Raw genomic sequence first — 21303 nt, 5'->3', positions numbered from 1 at the left:
ATGGGGGCGTCCCCACTCCCTTCGAGAGGTCTCCTGTGCGCTTCCGCCCGATCGCTTCCCTGTCCGTCGCCGCCGTCGCGGCGTTGCTGCTGGCGGGGTGCGCCGGTTCACCCGACCAGGCGCAGACCCCGGATGCCACGGGCGACGCCGGGCAGTGCCAGGCCCCCCTCGCCGACGCCCCCGCGCCCGAGGGCCTCACGGTCGCGGGCGACTTCGAGTCGAAGGTCGAGGTCACCCTCCCCGACGCGTACGCCCCCGCAGAGCTGCAGCGCACCACCCTGATCGAGGGGTCCGGCGAGCAGGTGCAGGCGGGCGACGTGCTCAAGGCCAACTTCACCCTGGTGGACGCTGCGAGCGGCGAAGTCCAGCTGCAGTCGATCGACTCGGCGCCCGACGGCATGGACACGCTCATCTCGTCGCAGCAGATCTTCGGTGCCTCGCTCCAGTGCGCGACGATCGGTTCGCGCACCGTCTCGTCCTTCCCGGCGGGAGCCCTCGGTGAAGGCTCGCCCGCTTTCGTCCTCATCGCAGACGCCATCGAAGAGCTGCCCACGCGCGCCGAGGGCGCCGAGGTCGCCCCCGTCGACGGCATGCCGACCGTGACCTTCGCCGACAACGGTGCGCCCACGATCACGGTCCCCGGCACGCCCGCCCCCGCCGAGACGCGCGTCGAGAACCTGCGCAAGGGCACCGGCGATGTGATCAACCCCGGCGACACGGTCATCGTGCAGTACACCGGCGTCCTCTACGACGGCGGCACCGTGTTCGACTCCAGCTGGGACCGGGGCGAACCGGCGCAGTTCGCGACGACCGGCGTCGTTCCCGGGTTCAAGAAGGCCCTCGAGGGGCAGACGGTCGGCTCGCAGGTCGTCGCGGTGATCCCCGCCGTCGACGGATACGGAGACCAGGCGTCGGGATCGATCCCTGCGAACTCCGCACTCGTCTTCGTCGTCGACATCCTCGGCGTGCAGCACGCCCCCGAAGCCGCTCAGTAGGCTGACGGCATGCGCCGCGTCCTCATCCTCGGTTCCACCGGTTCGATCGGGACGCAGGCGCTCGACGTCATCCGCGCCAACCCCGACCGGTTCGACGTGGTCGGGTTGGCCGCCGGACGCGACCGCGCCGGCGTCGAAGCCCAAGCCGAGGCGTTCGACGTCGAGCACGTCGCACTCGGCGCCGTCGAGGCGGAGCAGCTGGTGCGCGACGTCGAGGCGGACGTGGTGCTCAACGGCATCACCGGTTCCGTGGGGCTCGGGCCCACGATCGCCGCCCTCGAAGAGGGCCGCACGCTCGCCCTGGCCAACAAGGAATCGCTCATCGTCGGCGGCGACCTCGTCACGGCACTCGCCGCTCCCGGCCAGATCGTGCCCGTCGACTCGGAGCACTCCGCCATCGCGCAGGCGCTGCGCTCGGGCGAGCAGCAGGAGGTGCGCCGGCTGGTGCTGACGGCGTCGGGCGGCCCCTTCCGCGGTCGTTCGCGACAGCAGCTCGTCGGCGTCACCCCCGCTCAGGCGCTCGCCCACCCGACGTGGGACATGGGCCGCGTCGTCACGACCAACTCGGCGACGCTGGTGAACAAGGGCCTCGAGGTGATCGAGGCGCACCTGCTGTTCGACGTCGCCTACGACCGCATCGACGTCACGGTGCACCCGCAGTCGATCGTGCACTCGATGGTCGAATTCGTCGACGGGTCGACGATCGCGCAGGCCTCGCCGCCCGACATGCGCCTGCCGATCTCTCTGGGCCTCGACTGGCCGCACCGCATCGGGGGCGTGGGTGCCCCGCTCGACTGGACGCGCGCGTCGCAGTGGACGTTCGAGCCGCTCGACGAGGAGGCCTTCGGCTCGGTCGCCCTCGCGAAGCGCGTGGGACGCGCGGGAGCGACGTTCCCCGCGGTGTTCAACGCCGCGAACGAACAGGCCGTCGACGCGTTCCACGAGGGGCGACTGGGTTTCCTCGACATCGTCGAGCTCATCGAACGCGTCGTCGACCGTCACGAGCCGCCGACCGTGCTCACCCGCGAGTCGCTCGCCGACGCCGAGGCGTGGGCGCGCCGCGCGGCCGACGAGATCATCGCCGCGCGCTGACCCGGCGAGCGGATGCCCGGCGGGTCCTCCCGACGCGACTCCCGCGCGTTCCCCGATCGGCTCACGCCCTCCGGGGACCGGACACAACGCAGGAGTTCCGCCGAGCGGGGCCCGGTCGGCCAGGTTCTGGGCCCTGCAAGGAGTCCGTTCTCCTGCATTGTGTCCAGTTACGTTGTCCGCGCATCGCGCTGTGCCGAGTCGGCCGTCCGGCATCGCAGTGAGGCGCGCCCCATTGAACACAACGCAGGAGAAACACCCACCGACCGTGGGCTGGGCCCGGTAGGTGGCGCCGCTGCACCGGGATGTCCTGCGCCGTGTCGCGAGCAGGCTTGTACCGGCGCGGCATGGTCGATGCGGCTGCGGCGCCGGGTGGGCGCGCTGCGGCTGCGGCGCCGGGTGGGCGCGCTGCGGCTGCGGCGCCGGGTGGGCGCGCTGCGGCTGCGGCGACGGGTGGGCGCGCTGCCCCACACCCGTAGATGGCGTTGCTGAGCGCTTCGAAGGTGGGGCCCGGCGCGGTTTCGCGGGAGGTGTGTCGTTCCGTAGGCGGGGGTGCTCCGGCCGGAGGCTCAGGCGGGGAAGTCGACGAGGCGCTCGGGGTCGGACGACGGGGTGCTGTCGAGTGGGTAGGGCACCGGCCACTGCGGATCGGGCACGGGCCAGCCGGCCGCGCGCAGGGCGCGACGGGAGAGCTCACGCGCCGAGTACGGTGTGCGCACCCCGCGGATGTCGCGGTAGTCCTGGTGGCCGGGACCCGCCCACAGGATCGCATCGCCCGGGCCGACGAGCTTCACGGCCTCGAGGATCGCGCGCTCCGGTGGGGTGAACTCGAGGATCTCGGCGTCGGGGCGTGCCCGGCGCGCCCCCTCGACGAGCACCGAACGGATGGCATCCGGATTCTCGTGCCGCGGGTGGTGGTCGGTGACGACGAGGATGTCGCTGCCGAGGACAGCGGTGCGACCCATGTCGAGTCGCTTGGTGGCGTCGCGATCGCCGTCGGCGCCGAAGACCATCACCACCTTTCCGGGCGTCACCCGGCGGACCGCAGCCAGCGTCTTCTCGAACGCGTCGGGGGAGTGGCCGAAGTCGACGTAGACCGCCGGGCCCTCGGCACCCGACACCAGCTGCGTGCGACCGGGGAGAGAGGCGTCGATGCGACCGCCGTCGAGCGTCTGCACGAGGCGCTCCCAGGTGTACCCGGTCTCGAGCAGCATGACGATCGCGAGGCCGGCATTGGCGGCCATGTGCCGACCGATGACGGGCACCACGGTGGTGATGCTGCGACCGTCGCGTGAGCGGAGCGTGAACTCGGTGCCGTCCTGACGCTCGTCGACGATGTCGACCGTCCAGTCGGCGTCGACGGTCGGTGCTTCGGCGATCGCCGGGGTGACGATCGTGACGACCGGGATCTCGGCTCGCGCGGCGATCTCCGCGCCCGCGGAGGAGTCGAGGCAGACCACACCCCGACGCGCACGGTCAGCGCGGAACAGCGGCAGCTTCGCCTCGAAATACTCGCTCATGTCGGCGTAGTCGTCGAGGTGGTCGTGGGTGAGGTTGGTGAAGCCGGCGACGTCGAAGACGAGCCCGTCGACGCGGTGGCGGGTGAGGGCCTGGGCGCTCACCTCGACGGCGACGGCCTCGACGCCCCGCTCGCGCATGAGCGCGAGAAGGGCATGGAACTCGGATGCCTCGGGCGTGGTCAGACGCGACACGATGACGTCGCCGGCGATGTGTCGCTCGGCCGTCGAGGACAGACCCGTCACGACGCCGAGTTGGCCGAGGATGCCCTCGAGCAGGTGCGACACGCTCGTCTTGCCGTTGGTGCCGGTCGTGGCGAGCAGCTGCGGCAGGTCATCGTCGGGACCGGTGCCGTACACCCACGCCGACAGGTCGCCCAGAAGTGCTCGGGGGTCCTCGACGACGACGATCGGAAGACCGGTGGGGTCCGCGATCTCGGCGCCGTCGGCGTCGGTGATGATGGCGACCGCACCGCGTTCGGCGGCCGTCGCGGCGAAATCGGCCCCGTGCCGGTTGACGCCGCGCACGGCGACGAAGGCCTCGCCCGCGCGGAGGTCCGCGGTGGCGAGGGTGATGCCGGTCAGGGTCTTCCCTTCGACGTCACCGACACTGCGGACGCCGAAGCGTCGGGCCAGTTCCGCGAGGTCGCGGTGGGGCGGTCGCTCCGGCCGGAGCACGGGCGGGAGGTTCGAGGGCGCGTCGGTCGGCATCCCATCCATTGTCTCACCCGGCGCCGCACAGACACCGCATCGGCGGCGCACAGGTGTCGCATCGGCGCCGCACGGGCCGTTCGAAGGCGGGCGGCGGTAGGGTCGCCGGGTGACCGCGATCGCCTTCCTCATCGGCGTGCTCGTGCTCGTGATCGGCCTGGCCGTCTCGATCGCCCTGCACGAGGTCGGGCATCTGCTGCCCGCCAAACTCTTCGGCGTGCGCGTCGGCCAGTACATGATCGGCTTCGGGCCCACCCTGTGGTCCAAGCGGATCCGCGAGACGGAGTACGGCTTCAAGCTGCTGCCGCTCGGCGGCTTCATCTCGATGGCGGGCATGTATCCGCCGGCGCCCGAGGGGGAGGAGCCGTCCCGGAGGCGCTCTCGGTTCTTCGCCACGATGGTGCAGGACGCCCGCGACGCCAACGCCGAGACCCTGGTCGCAGCCGACGACCGCGTCTTCTACAAGCTGCCGGTGTGGAAGCGCGTGGTCGTCATGCTCGGCGGCCCGATCATGAACCTGCTGCTCGCCTTCGTGCTCTCGGCGATCGCCGTCAGCGGCATCGGCATCGCGACCACCACCACGACCGTCGCATCGGTGTCGCAGTGCGTCATCCCCGCGAGCGAGGACCGCACCGAGTGCACCTCGGCCGACCCGGTCGCGCCCGCCGCGGCCGCCGGCATCCAACCGGGTGACGTCGTCGTGTCGGTCGACGGCCGCGCGGTGTCGACGTTCGCCGAGGCGGCCGCCATCATCCAGGACGCCCCCGGTCAGGCGCTGCCCGTCGTGATCGAGCGCGACGGCGCCACGCAGACGGTCACCGTCACTCCCGAGCGCACCGACCGCGCCGTCACCGACGCGCAGGGGCAACCGGTACGGGATGCCACCGGAGCGATCGAGTACGAGAGCGTCGGGTTCGCGGGGCTCCGCGCTCAGCAGGCCCTCGTGCCCCAGCCGATCTGGGTCGGTCCCGAGGCGACCATCCAGCAGGTGGGCGCCGTGGCGCAGATCATGACGCAGTTGCCGGTGCGCATCTACGACACCGCCGCCGATCTCGTCACCGGTCAGCCGCGCGATCCCAACGGACCCCTCAGTGTCGTGGGCGCCGGGCGTCTCGCGGGCGAGTACGCCGCTGTCGACGCGCCGATCCTGGCGCGCGTGCAGTCGATCATCGGTCTGCTGGCGGCTTTGAACATCGCGCTCTTCGTCTTCAACCTCATTCCCCTGCTGCCGCTGGACGGCGGGCACGTCGTGGTGGCCCTCTGGGACGGCCTCAAGCGCTGGATCGCGCGTCTTCGCGGAAGGGTCGCGCGACCGGTGGATGCCACCAAGCTCGTGCCCGTGACCTTCGTCGTCGTCGTGCTGCTCATCGGCATGGGCGGCGTGCTGTTCCTCGCCGACGTGTTCAACCCGGTGCAGCTGCTCTAGCCGGGGTGGGGCCTCTGAGCGTGTCGACGGGTCCGGGAGCCCTGCCGGGTCCGGTCGCTTCGACGGGCTCAGCCCTCCTGGGGTGGGGCGTCAGAGCACGTGGGCGATCAGGCGTTCCAGGGTGCGCATGCCGTCGCGCGACAGGATCGACTCGAGGTGACCCTGGACGCTCGCGAAGCCCGGCCCGCGCAGGGCGTAGACGTCGCCCGTGACGGGGTCGGCGGCAACGTCGATGTCGAGGTGGGTCACCACGTCGCCTCGCCCGGAGGTGATGCCGCGGCGGTCGCCGGGGTGAACCCGCGCGGTGAAGGTGTTGTAGAAACCGATCGAGGCATCCTCGCCGAACACGTCGACGCTCTTCTGCAGGCCCTGGTGGGGCCGATCGAGCGGCATGAGTTCGATACCGAGCGAATCGGCGAGGATCTGGTGGCTCAAGCACACGGCGAGGAGGGGATCGCGACGCGCGGTGCGGCGTCCGACGACGTGGCGCATCGCCTCCATGCGCGCCGTGTCGTCGCGCGGGTCGCCGGGACCGGGGCCCGAGACGACGAGGTCGGCGCCGTCGATCTCGGCATCCGTCACCTCCGACCAGTGCGCGATCCGGGTGTCCAGGCCGAGGTGTCGCAGCTGGTGGGCGAGCATCGTGGTGAAACGGTCCTCGGCATCCACGACGAGAGCCGTGCGGCCGGCGAAGGGGCCGGATCCGTCGGGGTCTTGCGGGTTCATCCAGAACGGCGCGAGGCGGTCGTTGCGGGATGCCAGCAGCTCGGCGATCGCGGGATCCTCGCCGAGCGGTCGGCGCGGCGCGACGGGGGCGTCGGGGTCGGCGTCGGCGGGCGCGGCGGGGACGGTCGCGGCCGGCGCGCTGTCGCGGGGGATCGCCCCGATCGCGCCGAGCACTCCCGCGGCCTTCCCGTGGGTCTCGCCGACTTCGCCGTAGGGGTCGGAGTGGCGCACGAGCGTCGCGCCGACCGGTACGCGGAGGCGGCCGTCGACGAGATACGCGGTGCGGATGAGGATGGGCGCGTCGAGGTCGTGCGTGGGGCCCTTCGTCGTCCCGTTCGGGGTGAACAGGGCCGCGACGCCGGAGTAAAAGCCGCGCGGCGTGCTCTCGTGGCGGGCGATGACCGTGCACGCGTTCTGCATGGGGGAGCCGGTGACGGTGGGGGCGAACATCGTCTCGCGCAGGATGTCGCGCGGGTCGAGGTCGCTGCGGCCGCGCAGCATGTACTCGGTGTGGGTGAGGCGCGACATCTCTTTGAGGTGGGGCCCGGTGATGCGCCCGCCGTCGCTGCAGACGGCGCTCATCATCTTCAGCTCCTCGTCGACGACCATGAAGAGCTCCTCGGTCTCTTTGGTCGAGCGCAGGAACTCCGCCAGCGTGTCGGCCGTCGCCCCGCCGGCGGGGTGGCGGAACGTGCCGGAGATGGGGTTCATCGTGACGATGCCGTCCTTGGCGCTGACGTGCGCCTCGGGGCTCGCGCCGACCGCGATGTGCCCGTCGGTCACGACGGCGAAGGTCCAGTAGGCGCCCTTCTCGTGCTCGAGCAACGCGCGGAACCACGTCAGCGCGGCGATGCGCGGATCGACGTCGACACCGGCGACGAAATCGCGGCGGATGACGAAGTTGGCGCCCTCGCCGCGACCGATCTCCTCGGCGATGACGCGGCGGACGATCTCGGCGTACTCGTCGTCGGCGATGTCGAAACCGGCTCCGGTCAACGGCACGGGGGAGGAGGGGAGGGATGCCATGGCCTCGCTGCGCGGGACGGAGACCCGCTCGTCGATGACGAGGCAACGCAGCGGCGCGGAGTCGTCGTGGCAGACGAAGCCGCGCTCGCGCACCTGGCGGTACGGCACGAGCGCGAGGACTTCACGCGCGGCGCCCGCGGCATCCGTCAGGGGGATGTCGGCGAGCAGGTCGACGTCGACGACGTCACCGGTGAGAACCTCGACGGTCGCGTGGTCGCGGGCGATCACGGCGAAAGGGGCGGTGCCGGCGGCGAGGTCGCGCAGCAGGGAGGAGGGGTCGGGCCCGGTCATCGAAAGTCTTTCCGTCAGTGAGGGAGGGTCCAAAGCGGCCGCCGAAAACACGAAGACCGCCCGGGTTCCCCAGGGGGAGGGCGGTCTGTTGCATGCGTGCGCACCGCCTAGACGGTGGGCCACCAGGGTGTGTACGCGCGCATGGCGCCGAACCTACCACAGGGCGTCTTCAGCCCCCGCCCGGGGCCTGAGGCGTAGGCTGAACGGCGTGCCTGCAGTGAACATCGGGATGCCCCGCGTGCCGGAGGTCCTCGCGCCTCGTCGGAAGACTCGTCAGATCAAGGTCGGCAAGGTGCTCGTCGGCGGCAACGCGCCGGTGAGCGTGCAGTCGATGTGCACGACGCCGACCACCAACATCAACGCGACGCTGCAGCAGATCGCCGAGCTCACGGCATCCGGATGCGAGATCGTGCGCGTGGCCGTGCCGTCGCAGGATGACGCCGATGTGCTGCACATCATCGCGAAGAAGAGCCAGATCCCGGTCATCGCCGACATCCACTTCCAGCCGAAGTACGTCTTCCAGGCGATCGACGCCGGCTGCGGCGCGGTCCGCGTGAACCCGGGCAACATCCGCAAATTCGACGACCAGGTCGGCGCGATCGCGAAGGCCGCCAAGGCGGCCGGGGTGTCGCTGCGCATCGGCGTGAACGCCGGGTCACTCGACCGGCGTCTGCTGGAGAAGTACGGCAAGGCCACGCCCGAGGCTCTCGTGGAAAGCGCCGTGTGGGAGGCATCGCTGTTCGAAGAGCACGACTTCCACGACTTCAAGATCTCGGTCAAGCACAACGACCCCATCGTCATGGTCAAGGCGTACCGCCTGCTCGCCGAGCGAGGCGACTGGCCTCTGCACCTCGGCGTGACCGAAGCCGGACCCGCGTTCCAGGGCACCATCAAGAGCGCCACGGCGTTCGGCATCCTGCTCTCGGAGGGCATCGGAGACACCATCCGCGTCTCGCTGTCGGCGCCTCCCGCCGAGGAGGTCAAGGTCGGCCACCAGATCCTGCAGTCGCTGAACCTCCGCGAACGCAAGCTCGAGATCGTCTCGTGCCCCTCGTGCGGCCGCGCGCAGGTCGACGTCTACACCCTCGCCGACGACGTCACCGAGGGACTGAAAGACCTCACCGTGCCGCTGCGCGTGGCCGTGATGGGCTGCGTCGTGAACGGTCCCGGAGAAGCGCGCGACGCCGACCTGGGCGTGGCATCCGGCAACGGTAAGGGCCAGATCTTCGTCAAGGGGCAGGTCGTGAAGACCGTGCCCGAGGCCGAGATCGTGCAGACGCTCATCGAAGAGGCCAACCGCCTCGCCGACGAGATGGGTCCTGACGCCACCCCCGGCACCGCCCAGGTCGTCACGGCCTGAGCCGGCGTTCACCCGGCCTCCGCGCGCAACGGCGTCGTCGGCGCGGAGCGGGGTTCCGCTAGCGTCGGGATCCTCATGACCGAGACTCCCGCCGCCTCCCTCGCCCGTCCGCTCATCGCCGGGGCGGTCACCGCCCTCGTCGGTTTCACCAGCACGTTCGCGGTCGTCCTCACGGGCCTCCGAGCCGTCGGCGCCACGCCGGAGCAGGCGGCGAGCGGTCTGCTCGCCATCACGCTCGTCGTCGGTGTCGGCTGCGTCGTGCTCGCCGGGCGCTACCGCATCCCGATCACGGTCGCGTGGTCGACGCCCGGCGTCGCCCTGCTCGCGGCGACCGGCGCGGTCGACGGCGGGTGGCCGGCCGTCGTGGGGGGATTCCTCGTGTCGGCGGCGCTCATCCTGTGCACCGCCCTCTTCCCGCCCCTCGGTGCGCTGATCGCCCGCATTCCGCCCTCCATCGCGCAGGCGATGCTCGCGGGCGTCCTCCTCCCGCTGTGCGTCGCGCCGTTCGTCGGCGTGGTGGAGGACCCGTGGGGCGTCGCCCCGGTGCTGATCGTGTGGCTCGTGGCATCCCGTCTTCTGCCGCGCTGGGCCGTTCCGCTCGCCTTCGTCGCGGCGATCGTCGTCGTGGCGGTCGAACTCGCGCGCACGGGAGTGCAGATGGATGCCGCAACCCTCCTGCCCCGACTGGAGGTCACCGCGCCGACCCTCACGATCGGCTCCGTCATCGGCATCGCCCTGCCGCTGTTCATCGTGACGATGGCGTCGCAGAACGTCCCCGGCGTCGCCGTGATGCGCAGCCTCGGCTACACGATCCCGTGGCGCCCGGCGATGCTCGTGACCGGTCTGGGGTCGGCTGCCGCCGCCGGTTTCGGCGGGCACGCGATGAACCTCGGGGCGATCAGCGCCGCGATCGCGGCGGGACCGGACTCCCATCCCGACCCGAAGCGGCGGTGGGTGGCGGGCGTGTCCGCGGGGGGCACGTACCTCGTGCTGGGCGCGCTGTCGGCCGCGTTCGCCTCGATCGTGCTGGTGGCGCCGGCGGGTGTGATCCCGGCCGTCGCGGGTGTCGCGCTGTTCGGCGCGTTCGGCTCCGCCGTGCAGCAGGCCATCGACGACCCCGGCGAGCGGGTGCCCGCGGTGGTGACGTTCCTCGTCGCGGCATCAGGGATGGCGGTGTTCGGGGTGAGCGCCGCCTTCTGGGCCCTCGTGGCGGGTCTCGTGGTGCGCACCGTGCTGCACGCGGGGCGGCGCGCGGCCTGATCCCGAGGCTGTCACCGCGTACGGCGGCGGCGGGCGTTCAGTGCAGCGCGCCGCCGGGTGTCGAGGCGTCGGTCCGCACGTCGAGCGCCGTGCGCACGGCGATCTCGAGGGCGCGTGCGATGTCGTCCAACGGCAGAGCCGGTGCGCCGGCGGGGGCGTCCTCGCGCGCGTACGGGACGTGGACGAATCCGGCACGCACGCCGGGTGCGGCGGCATCCAGGGCCGTGAACATGACGTGGTTGCACACGAAGGTTCCGGCCGAGTGCGACACCGCGGCGGGAATGCCGTCGTCGGTCAGGGCGGCGGCGATCGCCTTGACCGGAAGGCTGGCGAAATGGGCGGTCGGCCCGCCCGCCACCACCGGTCGATCGACCGGTTGATCACCGGCGTTGTCGGGGATACGGGCGTCGGCGAGGTTGATCGCCACCCGCTCGGGGGTGACCTGTGCACGCCCGCCGGCCAGGCCCGTGGCGATGACGATGTCGGGGCGGTGTTCGTCCATGAGCAGTCGGAGGCGTTCCGCAGCCGAGGCGAACACCACCGGCAGCACCTCCACGACCAGTCGTTCGCTGCCCGACCACCGCGCAGCGACGAGTCGCACGGCGTCTCCCGAGGGGTTGGTCGCATCGCCCGCGAACGGCTCGAAGCCGGTGAGGAGGACGGTGGTCACGCATCCAGGCTATGTCGGGATCCGGGCCGCGGCGCGGGGGAGGACGGTGGTGCCCGCCCACGAGGAGCCGTTACCGACCCGTGACCCGATCGACACGGGCGGGGGGAACCGATCGGGCGATCGCGGACACTACAGAGTGTGGATCACGACGACGCCGGGCTGTGGGGCCGGGTACGCCAAGGCGACGAGCTCGCTCTCGCCGCGCTGTTCGATCGGCACGAGGCACGGTTGTTCCGGCACGCCTCGCGGCTGCTGACCCACCGGGAGGATGCGAAGGATGCCGTGGCGGTCGCCTTCTTCGAGCTGTGGCGCAAGCGCGCGACGGTACGGCTGGTCGACGGGTCGCCGCTGCCGTGGCTGCTGACGACGGTGGCGCACAGCGCGCGGAACCTCGAGCGCTCGAGCCGGCGGTACCGGGCGCTCCTGGATCGGGCGCCGGTGGCCGAGCCGCGGGCGGTGCACGTGCACGATGACAGCGGGGTGCTGTCGGCTCTGAAACGTCTGCCCGAGCGAGAGCAGGCGGTGGTGGTGCTGTCGGTGCTGGAGGGGTACCCGGAGCGGGAGATCGCTCAGGCCCTCGGCATCCCGGCCGGAACGGTGAAGTCGCGGCTGGCCCGCGCCAAGGCGAAGTTGCGCGATGAGCTCGCGCTGGAAGGGGCACGGGCATGAACGACGAACTGACGCCCGCCGAGCGCGCCGCCCTGCGCGCCCGAATCGTGGGCGGCGCCCACGACATCAAGCCCGCCGGCGCGCATCGAGGTGCGTGGATCGCCGGCTCCGTCGCCGCGGCTCTGGTCGTGGCGATCGCCGGGGGAGTGGCGGCGACGTCGACGCTGAGCGCGCCGCCCGTGGCGACGACACCGGCGCCGAGTGCGACCGTCTCCGCCGAACCCACGCCGACTCTCGCGCCCCCCACGACCCCGACGTCCTCGCCCCCCTCGACTCCGACGGCCCCGGCCGTCGCTTTCGGCGGCGACTGCTCCGCGGTGCTCGACGACGCAGAAGCATCGGCCCTCGTGGGTGCGGACGTCCGGCTGTCCCCCGGCCTGCCGGTGTGGGACAGCGACGTTCTCGGCGGGATCTCGTGCCAGTGGCGCGCCGAGGCCCCGGAGGACTGGCGGGCGCTGAACATCACCGTCCTTCCCTGGTCGGTCGTCCCGGAGCAGGTCCGGGCTCGCGTGAACGCCGTTCCCGTGTGCGAGGGAGGCGGACCGTGCGACTACTCGCAACGGTTCGGCGACACGTGGGTCGTCGGCGATGCCGGTGATTCCGCGGTCGCCGTGCGCGCGGTGGAGGAGGTCGGATCGAAGCCCGCCGCTTCGGCGGTGGGCGAGCGGCCCCTCCCAGCCGATGCCTGGAGGCTCGGGGACTGCCGGGAGCAGATCGGTGGCGCGGTGGGAACGACGCTCGGCCGCGACGATCTCGGGCCCCTCGGGACCGATAACGTGCCCCAGGGGCAGGTGTGGAACGTCCTCGAGGCCCGAGGTGTGGCGGCCTGGTGTTCTTTCGCGCCCACGTCGTACGACGAGACGGCGCCTCCCTTCCTCCGCGTCAGCATCGGGGCGGGCGAGGTGTCGGACGCGCGTGAGGTCGAGCGCTTCGGCGGCACGCCGGTCACGGTGACGGGGGCGCAGGCCGCGTGGTGGCTCGCCCGTGCCGACGGCAACGGGGGGAGCGTTCGCGCGGACGCGTCCGGAGGGGTGGTCGACGTCGACGTGACCAACGTGAGCGAGGAGCGGGCGCGCGAGGTCGCGGCGGCCGTCATCGCCGCGCTGGGCTGAGTCCGTGGCATCCTCGATGCTCTTCCGCGCGGCCTAGACTCGACTCTCGTGGTCACCCGTCTGTCGAACTTCTTCCTCCGCACGCTCCGCGAAGACCCCTCCGATGCCGAGGTCACGAGCCACCGCCTGCTCGTGCGCGCCGGCTACATCCGCCGCAACGCCCCGGGCATCTTCGCGTGGTTGCCGCTCGGCCTGAAGGTCAAGGCCAAGATCGAGACGGTCGTGCGCGAGGAGATGGCGAACGCCGGTGCCTTCGAGGTGCACTTCCCGGCTCTGCTGCCGCGCGACCCCTACGAGCAGACGGGTCGCTGGGAGGAGTACGGCGACGCGCTGTTCCGCCTGCAGGACCGCAAGGGCGCCGACTACCTCCTCGCCCCCACGCACGAGGAGATGTTCACCCTGCTGGTGAAGGACCTCTACTCGTCGTACAAAGACCTGCCGCTGACGCTGTACCAGATCCAGGACAAGTACCGCGACGAGGCGCGCCCCCGCGCGGGCCTCCTGCGCGGTCGCGAGTTCACGATGAAGGACGCCTACTCGTTCGACGCGACGGATGCCGGCCTCGACGCCTCGTACCAGGCGCAGCGCGACGCCTACGAGCGCATCTTCACCCGCCTCGGCCTCGAGTACGTCATCGTCGCCGCCGACGCGGGCGCGATGGGCGGATCGAAGTCGGAGGAGTTCCTGCACCCCACGCCCATCGGCGAGGATACGTTCGTGCGCTCGGCCGGCGGGTACGCCGCCAACGTCGAGGCGTTCACGACCGTCGCCCCCGAGGCTCTCCCGATCGAGGGGCAGCCGGACGCGGTGATCTTCGACTCGCCCGACACCCCGACGATCGCGACGCTCGTCGACCACTCCAACGCGCACCTCGACGCACCGGCCCCCGGCATCGCCGGCCCCGCCACCGCCGAGGCGACCGCGTGGACCGCGGCCCACACGCTCAAAAACGTCGTGCTGGCGCTCACCCACCTCGACGGCACGCGAGAGCTCGTCGTCGTGGGCCTGCCCGGCGACCGCGACGTGGACGACAAGCGCGTCGAGGTCGCCTTCGCCCCCGCCGAGGTCGAGGCCGCCACCGACGCGGACTTCGCCAAGAACCCGCTGCTGGTCAAGGGCTACATCGGCCCGTGGTCGCCGACCGGCCCCGTGCTGGGCGAGGAGTCCGCGACCAAGATCCGCTACGTGCTCGACCCCCGCGTCGTCGACGGCACCGCCTGGATCACCGGCGCGAACATCGATCAGAAGCACGTGCACTCGCTCGTCGCGGGCCGCGACTTCGTCGGCGACGGCTTCGTCGAGGTCGCCACCGTGCGTCCCGGCGATCCGGCTCCCGACGGCTCCGGCCCGGTGGAGCTGGCGCGCGGCATGGAGATCGGGCACGTCTTCCAGCTCGGTCGCAAATACGCCGAGGCGCTCGGGCTGAAGGTGCTCGACGAGAACGGCAAGCTCGCCACCGTCACGATGGGCTCGTACGGCATCGGCGTCACCCGCATCCTCGCGATCATCGCCGAGCTCAACAACGACGCCAAGGGCCTCATCTGGCCCGCCTCGGTCGCTCCGTTCGATGTGCACGTCGTGGCCACCGGCCGTGATGCGGTCGCGTTCGAGCTCGCGTCGTCCGTGTCCGAGCAGCTCGAGGCCGCCGGTCTCGATGTGCTGTACGACGACCGCCCCAAGGTGTCGCCCGGCGTGAAGTTCGGCGACGCCGAGCTCGTCGGCATCCCGCGCATCCTCATCGTGGGCCGCGGCGCGGCCAACGGTCAGGTCGAGCTGTGGGACCGCCGCACCGGGGAGCGCGAGACGCTCTCCGTCGACGACGCCGTGGCTGCTCTGACGCGCTGAGATCCCGTGTCGAACGGCACCGTTCCCCGACCGGGACAGTGCCGTTCCGCCGTCAAGGGTGGGGGAGTGGCCCCCGCACGTCGGTAGCGTGGATGCCATGATCGCCGCTCCCCGCCTCTCGCTGTCCGACGGATCCACCATCCCGCAGCTCGGCATCGGCACCTACAAGGTTCCCGCCGAGATCACCGCGGACCTCGTCGAGGGGGCGCTCGCCGCGGGCTACCGTCACGTCGACACCGCCGCCCTCTACGGCAACGAGGAAGAGGTGGGTGCGGGACTGCGGGCCTCGGGTCTCGACCGCGACGAGGTGTTCGTCACCACCAAAGTGTGGAACGACGATCAGGGCTTCGATGAGACGCTCCGCGCGTTCGACGCCAGCGCCGCGAAGCTCGGCCTCGACCGGGTCGACCTCTACCTCATCCACTGGCCCATCCCCAGCGCCGACCGCTACGTCGACACGTGGCGGGCGCTCCTGCGCCTGCAGCAGGAGGGCCGGGCGACCTCGATCGGCGTGAGCAACTTCTCCATCCCGCTGCTCGAACGCCTGCGCGACGAGACCGGCGTCCTCCCCGCCGTGAACCAGGTCGAGCTGCACCCGCGCTTCCCCCAGAACCCCCTCGTCGACTGGGATGCCGCGAACGGCATCGTCACCGAGTCGTGGGCGCCGCTGGCGCGCGGCGGACTGCTGCAGGAGCCCGTGCTCGCGCGGATCGCCGAGCGATACGGCAAGACCCCGGCCCAGGTCGTCGTGCGGTGGCACCTCGACCGCGGTCTCGTCGTGTTCCCGAAGTCGGTGTCGCTCGAGCGCCTCCGCGAGAACGGCGACGTGTTCGACTTCACCCTCGACGCCGACGATCACGACGCCATCGCCGGGCTCGACACGGGCGAGCGCACGGGGCGCGACCCCGACCTCGACTGAGTCCGCGCCCGGCGAAGCCGGCGGTGCCCGCGCATGCGGGGACCCTACCCGTATCCCGTGGAAGAGACGCCGGCCGGTCGCTCTGTCGCTAGGCGTCCAACCGCGCATAGCGCGCGCGGAAGACCGTGAACACGCCGTACGCGAGGAACCCCAGCCCCACGAGCAGGGCGAGGAACGGGCCCGCGGGCAGCTCGATCAAGGCGGACACCGCCCCGTCGAGGCCGCCCGCGGTGTCGGGCTCGATGCGCACGGCGGCGATGACCAGCAGCACCCCCACGATGACGAGCGCCACGCCCTTCGCGAAGAAGCCCACCACGCCCAGCGCGCTGAGCACGTGGCCCCCCACACCGTCGGGCAGTCGCACCTTGTTGCGGAAAGAGTGCCGCAGGCCCATCCACCCGAAACCGATCCCCACGCCCGTCACGGCCACCCCCACGGCGCCCAGGACGAAGCCGCCGAGGGGGAGGGTGAGCACGACTTCGCTCGCGTCCTCGGCGGCCTGTTCGGCGTGGGGGCGGGCGCCGAAGGCGACGGATGCCGAGATGACCCCGATCACGACGAAGACGATGCCCTGGGGCGCTTCGGCGGCGATCCGCGCGAGCCGCCTCCACCCCGACAGACGGCGCGGGGCGACGGCCTGCAGCAGGTGCCAGCAGCCGAGGGCCACCATGCCCACCGCCAGCGCCCCGAGGGCGACGGCCCCGAGCGGGAGGGCGGCGACCGCGCGGAAGGCGCCCGTCTGATCGGTGTCCTCCGTCGCGCCGAAGCCGACGGCGAGCACCAGCCCGCCGATCAGCACATGCAGGATGCCGTTGGCGACGTAGCCCGCGCGGGCGGCGACGCGGAAAGCGGGGTTCGCCTCGGCGTCGCGCGCGGCGGAACGGGCGGAGGACGGCATCCCGGCACCGTATTGCCTCCTCCCGGACGGCGCCACCCGCCGCGCGCCCCGGAGGCGATCTTGTGGGGTTCCTGGCAGGAATGCGGCACGGGGGTGAAGATCGTGTGTCGTTGCCGTTGCCGTCTTGGCACTGCGGCGCGCGACTCATTACGGTCGGAAGGTGCCCGACAACACCCCTGAGCTGCGTCCGACTCACCCCCTGGCCCTCGCGCCCGTCGTCGCCCCCGCGGCATCCGTCGACGGCTTCGCGAAACAGTTCCTTCAGAACCTGAACTTCGACCAGGGCGTGACCCTTTCGAACTCCGACGTCAACGACCAGTACCTGGCTCTGGCGTTCACGGTGCGCGACTACCTGATGGCGCGGTGGTTCGACGACCGCGCGCAGCAGAAGGCGCAACAGGCCAAGACCGTCTGCTACCTCTCGGCGGAGTACCTGCTGGGCCGCCAGCTCGATAACAACCTCCTCGCCTCTCGCCTGACCGACATCGCCACCGAGGCGCTGGCGCAGTGCGGTATCGACATCGACGACCTGCGCCAGGTCGAGATCGAGCCGGGGCTCGGCAATGGTGGACTCGGACGACTGGCCGCCTGCTTCATCGACTCCCTCGCGACGATGAGCGTGCCGACGATCGGCTACGGCATCCGCTACGAGTACGGCATCTTCCGCCAGGCCTTCGCCGAGGGTCAGCAGATTGAGCAGCCCGACGCCTGGCTGCGCATGGGTTCGCCGTGGGACTTCGCCCACCCCGAGGCCGCCCAGACGATCTCGTTCGCGGGTCGCACCGAGACGTACGACGACGACGGCGTCGAGCGCACCCGCTGGGTCCCCGAGTGGAACGTGCTCGCGGTGCCGTACAACATGATGGTCCCCGGCTACCACAACGGCCGGGTGAACACCCTGCGGCTGTGGCGCGCGGTGGCCACGAACGCCTTCGACCTGCACACGTTCAACTCCGGCGACTACGTCGAGTCGGTGCGCGCGCAGACCTTCGCCGAGAACATCTCCAAGGTGCTCTACCCCGAGGACTCCACCCCCCAGGGCAAAGAGCTCCGTCTGCAGCAGCAGTACTTCTTCGTCGCCGCCTCCATCGCCGACTTCATCGGCAACGTGCTGCCCGACGACTTCGATATCGAGAAGCTCCCCGAGCGCGTCATCTTCCAGCTCAACGACACGCACCCGGTCATCGGCGTCCCCGAGCTCATGCGCGTCCTCGTCGACGAGAAGAAGCTCGAGTGGGATGCCGCGTGGGCCATCACGCAGAAGTGCTTCGCGTACACCTGCCACACGCTGCTGCCGGAGGCGCTCGAGGTCTGGTCGGTCGACCTTCTGGGGCGTCTGCTGCCGCGGCATCTCGAGATCATCTACCGCATCAACGACGAGTTCCTCCTCGAGGTGCGCGAGCGCTTCGGCGACGACGAGATGCTCATCCGCAACATGTCGATCATCGGAGAACACCCTTCCCGCTCCGTGCGTATGGCCTACCTCGCCACGGTCGCCGGGTCCAAGGTCAACGGTGTTGCCGAGCTGCACTCGCAGCTGCTGCGCGACAACGTGCTCAAGGACTTCGCCGAGATGTGGCCCGACAAGTTCACGAACGTCACCAACGGCGTCACTCCCCGCCGGTTCCTGCGTCTGGCCAATCCCGAGCTGTCGGATCTCATCACCGAAGCCCTCGGGGCCGGCTGGACCGTCGACCTCGAGCGGCTTCGTGGCCTGGAGGCCCTCGCCGACGACGACGACTTCCGCGAGCGTTTCGCGGCGGTGAAGGCCTCGAACAAGCGTCGCCTCAGCCGCGTGCTGGAGTCGCGGGGGGAGGCCCCGCTCGACGACGGCCACATGCTCGACGTGATGATCAAGCGCCTTCACGAGTACAAGCGGCAGACGCTGAAGGTCCTGCACATCGTCAGCACGTACGAGGGCATCGTCTCGGGTCGCCTCGACGTCGACGACGTGCAGCCGCGCACGTTCCTCTTCGGGGCCAAGGCCGCGCCCGGGTACGGGATGGCCAAGCGCATCATCCACCTGATCAACGCCGTCGGCGAGGTCGTGAGCGCCGACGAGCGCACCCAGGGCAAGCTCAAGGTGCTCTACCCGGCCAACTACAACGTCACGCTCGCCGAGCGCATCATTCCGGCCGCCGATCTGTCGGAGCAGATCTCGCTCGCCGGGAAGGAGGCGTCCGGCACCGGCAACATGAAACTGGCGCTGAACGGCGCCCTCACGATCGGCACGGACGACGGCGCGAACGTCGAGATCCGCAAACTCGTCGGTGACGACAACTTCTTCCTGTTCGGAATGAGCGAGCCAGAGGTCGAGGCTCTGTGGGCCGAGGGGTACCGTCCCGCCGACTTCTACCAGGAGGACGACGAACTGCGTCGCGCGATCGACCTCATCGCATCCGGTGCGTTCTCCGACGGCGACCGCACGGTCTTCGAGCCTCTCGTGTCGAACCTGCTGTACGACGACCGCTTCATGGCGCTCGCCGACTTCCGCTCGTACCTCGACGCGCAGGATCGCGTCGACGCCGCGTACGCCGACCAGGACGCCTGGGTGCGCTCGGCGATCCTCAACGTCGCGCGGAGCGGCTACTTCTCGTCCGACCGGGCCATGCGCGACTACCTCGACCGCATCTGGCACGCCACACCGATCAGCTGACGCGGATTCCGGATGCCGCGGCTCGGGCGCTCGCACATGGTCGCGGCATCCGTCGTCGTGCCGCCGGAACGCGGGTCGGTGACGGGCGCGGTGCGTGCACAACTCCGGAGTTTCGGATGCCGCGCGGCACGCACACCGCGGAATCGCGCGGGCGTCGCGGCGCGCGGCGCCGTTTCTCCTGAGTTGTGCACGCGCGCTGGCGGGAAGGCTGCGAAGGCTGGCCGACCGGCGACGGCGTCGAGGGGCCGACCTGGGCGAGAGTGGGAGTCCACTCGATTTCGGAGGCTCCGTGCGCATCAGCGACTTCCCCGCACCCGACACCCTCGCCGCCCGCGGTGCCCTCGCGCTCGCCCGGCAGTACCAATCCGCCGCGATCACGGCGCACGGGCTGCGGTCGTGGCTGTGGGCGGAGGCGTTCGCCCGCGTCGACGGCATCACCGGCATCGACCACGAGCTGCTCTACGTCGCCGCCGTGCTGCACGACATCGGCACGGTCACGGAGTTCGACAACCACACGATCTCCTACGAGCACGCGGGTGGACACGTCGGCGTGGCCCTCACCGCCGGAGCAGGGTGGCCCGCGGAGCGTCGCGCCCGGGTTCTCGAGGTGATCGTGCGGCACAACTGGCCGCACGTCGACGTGGAGAGGGATGCCGAGGGCCACCTGCTCGAGATCGCGACGGGTCTCGACATCTCGGGGGCCCGCCCGGACGCGCTGCCCGAGGACTTCCGGCGGGAGGTGCTCGCCGCCCACCCGCGCGGAGCCCTCGCCGAGGAGTTCGGCGCGTGCGTGCGGGACCAGGCCACGCGCAAGCCCGACACCGCCGCGCGGCGCCTGGTCGACGGGGGAGTGGTGGCCAAGCTCGCGGCGAATCCGCTCGGGCGGCTCTGACGTCAGCGGAGCCGAAAGGACACGACGCAGGAGATTCGGCGTCCGGGACCGCCGGTGCTCGCGCGATGCGCCGTTCCTCCCGCGTTCCTCCTGCATCGTGTCGCCGAGCGCGACGGACAAGCCGGGGATCCGCTGCGCGACGGCCCCGGGAATCGCTCCGCAGGTCGCGAGGGGCGTGGCATCCCGGGTATCGTAGGAGGGTTGTCGGCGCCGGTCGCGTCGACGAGAGCTGAATAACGGAGGGCCTTGTGGACATCGATCTCGCACTTCTCAAGACGATCGAACGCGAGAAGGAGATCCCCTTCGATGAACTCGCGCGCATCATCGAGCAGGCGATCCTGACCGCCTACGCGAAGCACATCTCGCCCAGCGGCGAGATCCCCGAGGGCGCGCGTGCATCCCTCGATCGCAAGACCGGTCACGTGGGCATCTTCACCCCCGTCACCGACGAAGAGGGCGCCGTCATCGGCGAAGAGGAGCAGGCCCCCGACGACTTCGGCCGCATCGCCGCGTTCGCCGCGAAGCAGGTCATCAGCCAGCGTCTGCGCGACATCGCCGACGACGCCGTGCTGGGGGAGTTCCGCGGCAAAGAGGGCGACATCGTCGCCGGCGTCGTGCAGCAGGGACCGAACCCGCGCATGGTGCACGTCGACCTCGGCACGGTCGAAGCGATCCTCCCTCCCGAGGAGCAGGTGCCCGGCGAGACGTACGCGCACGGCTCGCGTCTGCGCGTCTACGTCACCAGCGTCTCCAAGGGCAACAAGGGTCCGCAGATCACCGTCTCGCGCACCCACCCGGGACTGGTGCGCAAGCTCTTCGCGCTCGAGGTCCCCGAGATCGCCGCGGGTCTCGTCGAGATCGTGTCGCTCGCCCGCGAGGCCGGCCACCGCTCCAAGATCGCCGTCAAGGCGAACGACCCGACGGTCAACGCCAAGGGCGCCTGCATCGGCGAGCTGGGCCGCCGCGTCCGCGCGGTCACCGAAGAGCTCGCCGGCGAGAAGATCGACATCATCGACTACGACGCCGAACTGCCCCGCTTCGTGGCGAACGCCCTCTCGCCGGCGAAGGTGACCTCGTCCTTCGTCCTCGACGCGTCGACCAAGGCCGTGCGCGCTTTGGTGCCCGACTACCAGCTGTCGCTCGCCATCGGCAAGGAGGGGCAGAACGCCCGCCTCGCCGCGAAACTGACCGGCGCCAAGATCGACATCCAGCCCGACAGCATCCTCGAAGACAACTGAGCG

General features: G+C 71.0%; 16 protein-coding genes. 12 read left to right on the top strand and 4 right to left on the bottom strand.

Annotated features, from left to right (window positions below; genetic code table 11):
- Window positions 1-35 precede the first annotated feature (35 nt).
- Window positions 36-995: an FKBP-type peptidyl-prolyl cis-trans isomerase gene (locus ACTJJP_RS04135; protein ID WP_440773763.1), complete on the top strand. Its 960-nt coding sequence runs from the start codon at window positions 36-38 to the stop codon at window positions 993-995.
- Window positions 996-1004: 9 nt separating this feature from the next.
- On the top strand, window positions 1005-2087 hold the full coding sequence (gene dxr / locus ACTJJP_RS04130) for a 1-deoxy-D-xylulose-5-phosphate reductoisomerase (RefSeq protein ID WP_440773762.1): 1083 nt from the start codon (window positions 1005-1007) through the stop codon (window positions 2085-2087).
- Window positions 2088-2653: 566 nt separating this feature from the next.
- Here the strand turns inward: dxr and ACTJJP_RS04125 are convergent.
- The gene (locus ACTJJP_RS04125; protein WP_440773761.1) at window positions 2654-4312 is read right to left on the bottom strand and encodes a Mur ligase family protein; all 1659 of its coding nucleotides are present in this window, start codon (window positions 4310-4312) and stop codon (window positions 2654-2656) included.
- 109 nt (window positions 4313-4421) lie between these two features.
- Here ACTJJP_RS04125 and ACTJJP_RS04120 point away from each other — a divergent pair, with 109 nt between their 5' ends.
- Complete coding sequence (locus ACTJJP_RS04120; protein ID WP_440773760.1) at window positions 4422-5738, top strand: M50 family metallopeptidase; 1317 nt, start codon at window positions 4422-4424, stop codon at window positions 5736-5738.
- A gap of 90 nt (window positions 5739-5828) precedes the next feature.
- On the opposite strand, the gene ACTJJP_RS04115 is transcribed toward ACTJJP_RS04120, so the two are convergent.
- Window positions 5829-7781: an anthranilate synthase family protein gene (locus tag ACTJJP_RS04115; RefSeq protein WP_440773759.1), complete on the bottom strand. Its 1953-nt coding sequence runs from the start codon at window positions 7779-7781 to the stop codon at window positions 5829-5831.
- A gap of 208 nt (window positions 7782-7989) precedes the next feature.
- On the opposite strand from ACTJJP_RS04115, the gene ispG reads away from it, so the two are divergent.
- Entirely contained in the window at window positions 7990-9141 is a 1152-nt protein-coding gene (ispG, locus tag ACTJJP_RS04110; protein ID WP_440773758.1) for a flavodoxin-dependent (E)-4-hydroxy-3-methylbut-2-enyl-diphosphate synthase, read from the top strand.
- 75 nt (window positions 9142-9216) lie between these two features.
- The gene (locus tag ACTJJP_RS04105; RefSeq protein WP_440773757.1) at window positions 9217-10401 is read left to right on the top strand and encodes a benzoate/H(+) symporter BenE family transporter; all 1185 of its coding nucleotides are present in this window, start codon (window positions 9217-9219) and stop codon (window positions 10399-10401) included.
- A gap of 37 nt (window positions 10402-10438) precedes the next feature.
- Here the strand turns inward: ACTJJP_RS04105 and pcp are convergent, their stop codons facing one another.
- Window positions 10439-11071, bottom strand: coding sequence for a pyroglutamyl-peptidase I (pcp, locus tag ACTJJP_RS04100; protein WP_440773756.1), 633 nt, complete (start codon window positions 11069-11071; stop codon window positions 10439-10441).
- 138 nt (window positions 11072-11209) lie between these two features.
- Between pcp and ACTJJP_RS04095 the strand changes: the two genes are divergently transcribed.
- From ACTJJP_RS04095 to ACTJJP_RS04080, 4 genes are all read left to right on the top strand, one after another.
- Complete coding sequence (locus ACTJJP_RS04095) at window positions 11210-11740, top strand: RNA polymerase sigma factor (protein ID WP_440773755.1); 531 nt, start codon at window positions 11210-11212, stop codon at window positions 11738-11740.
- Window positions 11737-12852 (top strand): hypothetical protein, encoded by a 1116-nt coding sequence (locus ACTJJP_RS04090; RefSeq protein ID WP_440773754.1) that lies wholly within the window; start codon window positions 11737-11739, stop codon window positions 12850-12852. The genes ACTJJP_RS04095 and ACTJJP_RS04090 overlap by 4 nt, the downstream gene beginning before the upstream one ends.
- A 48-nt stretch (window positions 12853-12900) precedes the next feature.
- Window positions 12901-14697 carry a proline--tRNA ligase gene (locus ACTJJP_RS04085; protein ID WP_440773753.1) on the top strand — a complete coding sequence of 599 codons (1797 nt, stop codon included), beginning with the start codon at window positions 12901-12903 and terminating at the stop codon, window positions 14695-14697.
- Between the two features lie 97 nt (window positions 14698-14794).
- Window positions 14795-15616, top strand: a complete 822-nt coding sequence (locus ACTJJP_RS04080) for an aldo/keto reductase (RefSeq protein ID WP_440773752.1) — start codon at window positions 14795-14797, stop codon at window positions 15614-15616.
- Between the two features lie 88 nt (window positions 15617-15704).
- On the opposite strand, the gene ACTJJP_RS04075 is transcribed toward ACTJJP_RS04080, so the two are convergent.
- Complete coding sequence (locus tag ACTJJP_RS04075; RefSeq protein WP_440773751.1) at window positions 15705-16514, bottom strand: DUF1206 domain-containing protein; 810 nt, start codon at window positions 16512-16514, stop codon at window positions 15705-15707.
- A 160-nt stretch (window positions 16515-16674) separates the two neighbouring features.
- Between ACTJJP_RS04075 and ACTJJP_RS04070 the strand changes: the two genes are divergently transcribed.
- The 3 genes from ACTJJP_RS04070 (at window position 16675) to nusA (ending at window position 21300) form a co-directional block, all read left to right on the top strand.
- Entirely contained in the window at window positions 16675-19170 is a 2496-nt protein-coding gene (locus tag ACTJJP_RS04070; protein WP_440773750.1) for a glycogen/starch/alpha-glucan phosphorylase, read from the top strand.
- Window positions 19171-19459: 289 nt separating this feature from the next.
- Entirely contained in the window at window positions 19460-20062 is a 603-nt protein-coding gene (locus tag ACTJJP_RS04065; RefSeq protein ID WP_440773749.1) for an HD domain-containing protein, read from the top strand.
- A gap of 248 nt (window positions 20063-20310) precedes the next feature.
- Window positions 20311-21300 (top strand): transcription termination factor NusA, encoded by a 990-nt coding sequence (gene nusA, locus ACTJJP_RS04060; RefSeq protein ID WP_440773748.1) that lies wholly within the window; start codon window positions 20311-20313, stop codon window positions 21298-21300.
- Window positions 21301-21303: the final 3 nt, after the last annotated feature.

The sequence above is a fragment of the Microbacterium sp. 22296 genome (genome assembly GCF_052045385.1).
Lineage (GTDB): Bacteria > Actinomycetota > Actinomycetes > Actinomycetales > Microbacteriaceae > Microbacterium.
Note: the sequence above shows the minus strand (reverse complement) of the source record. Positions and strands in the feature narration are given on the sequence as shown.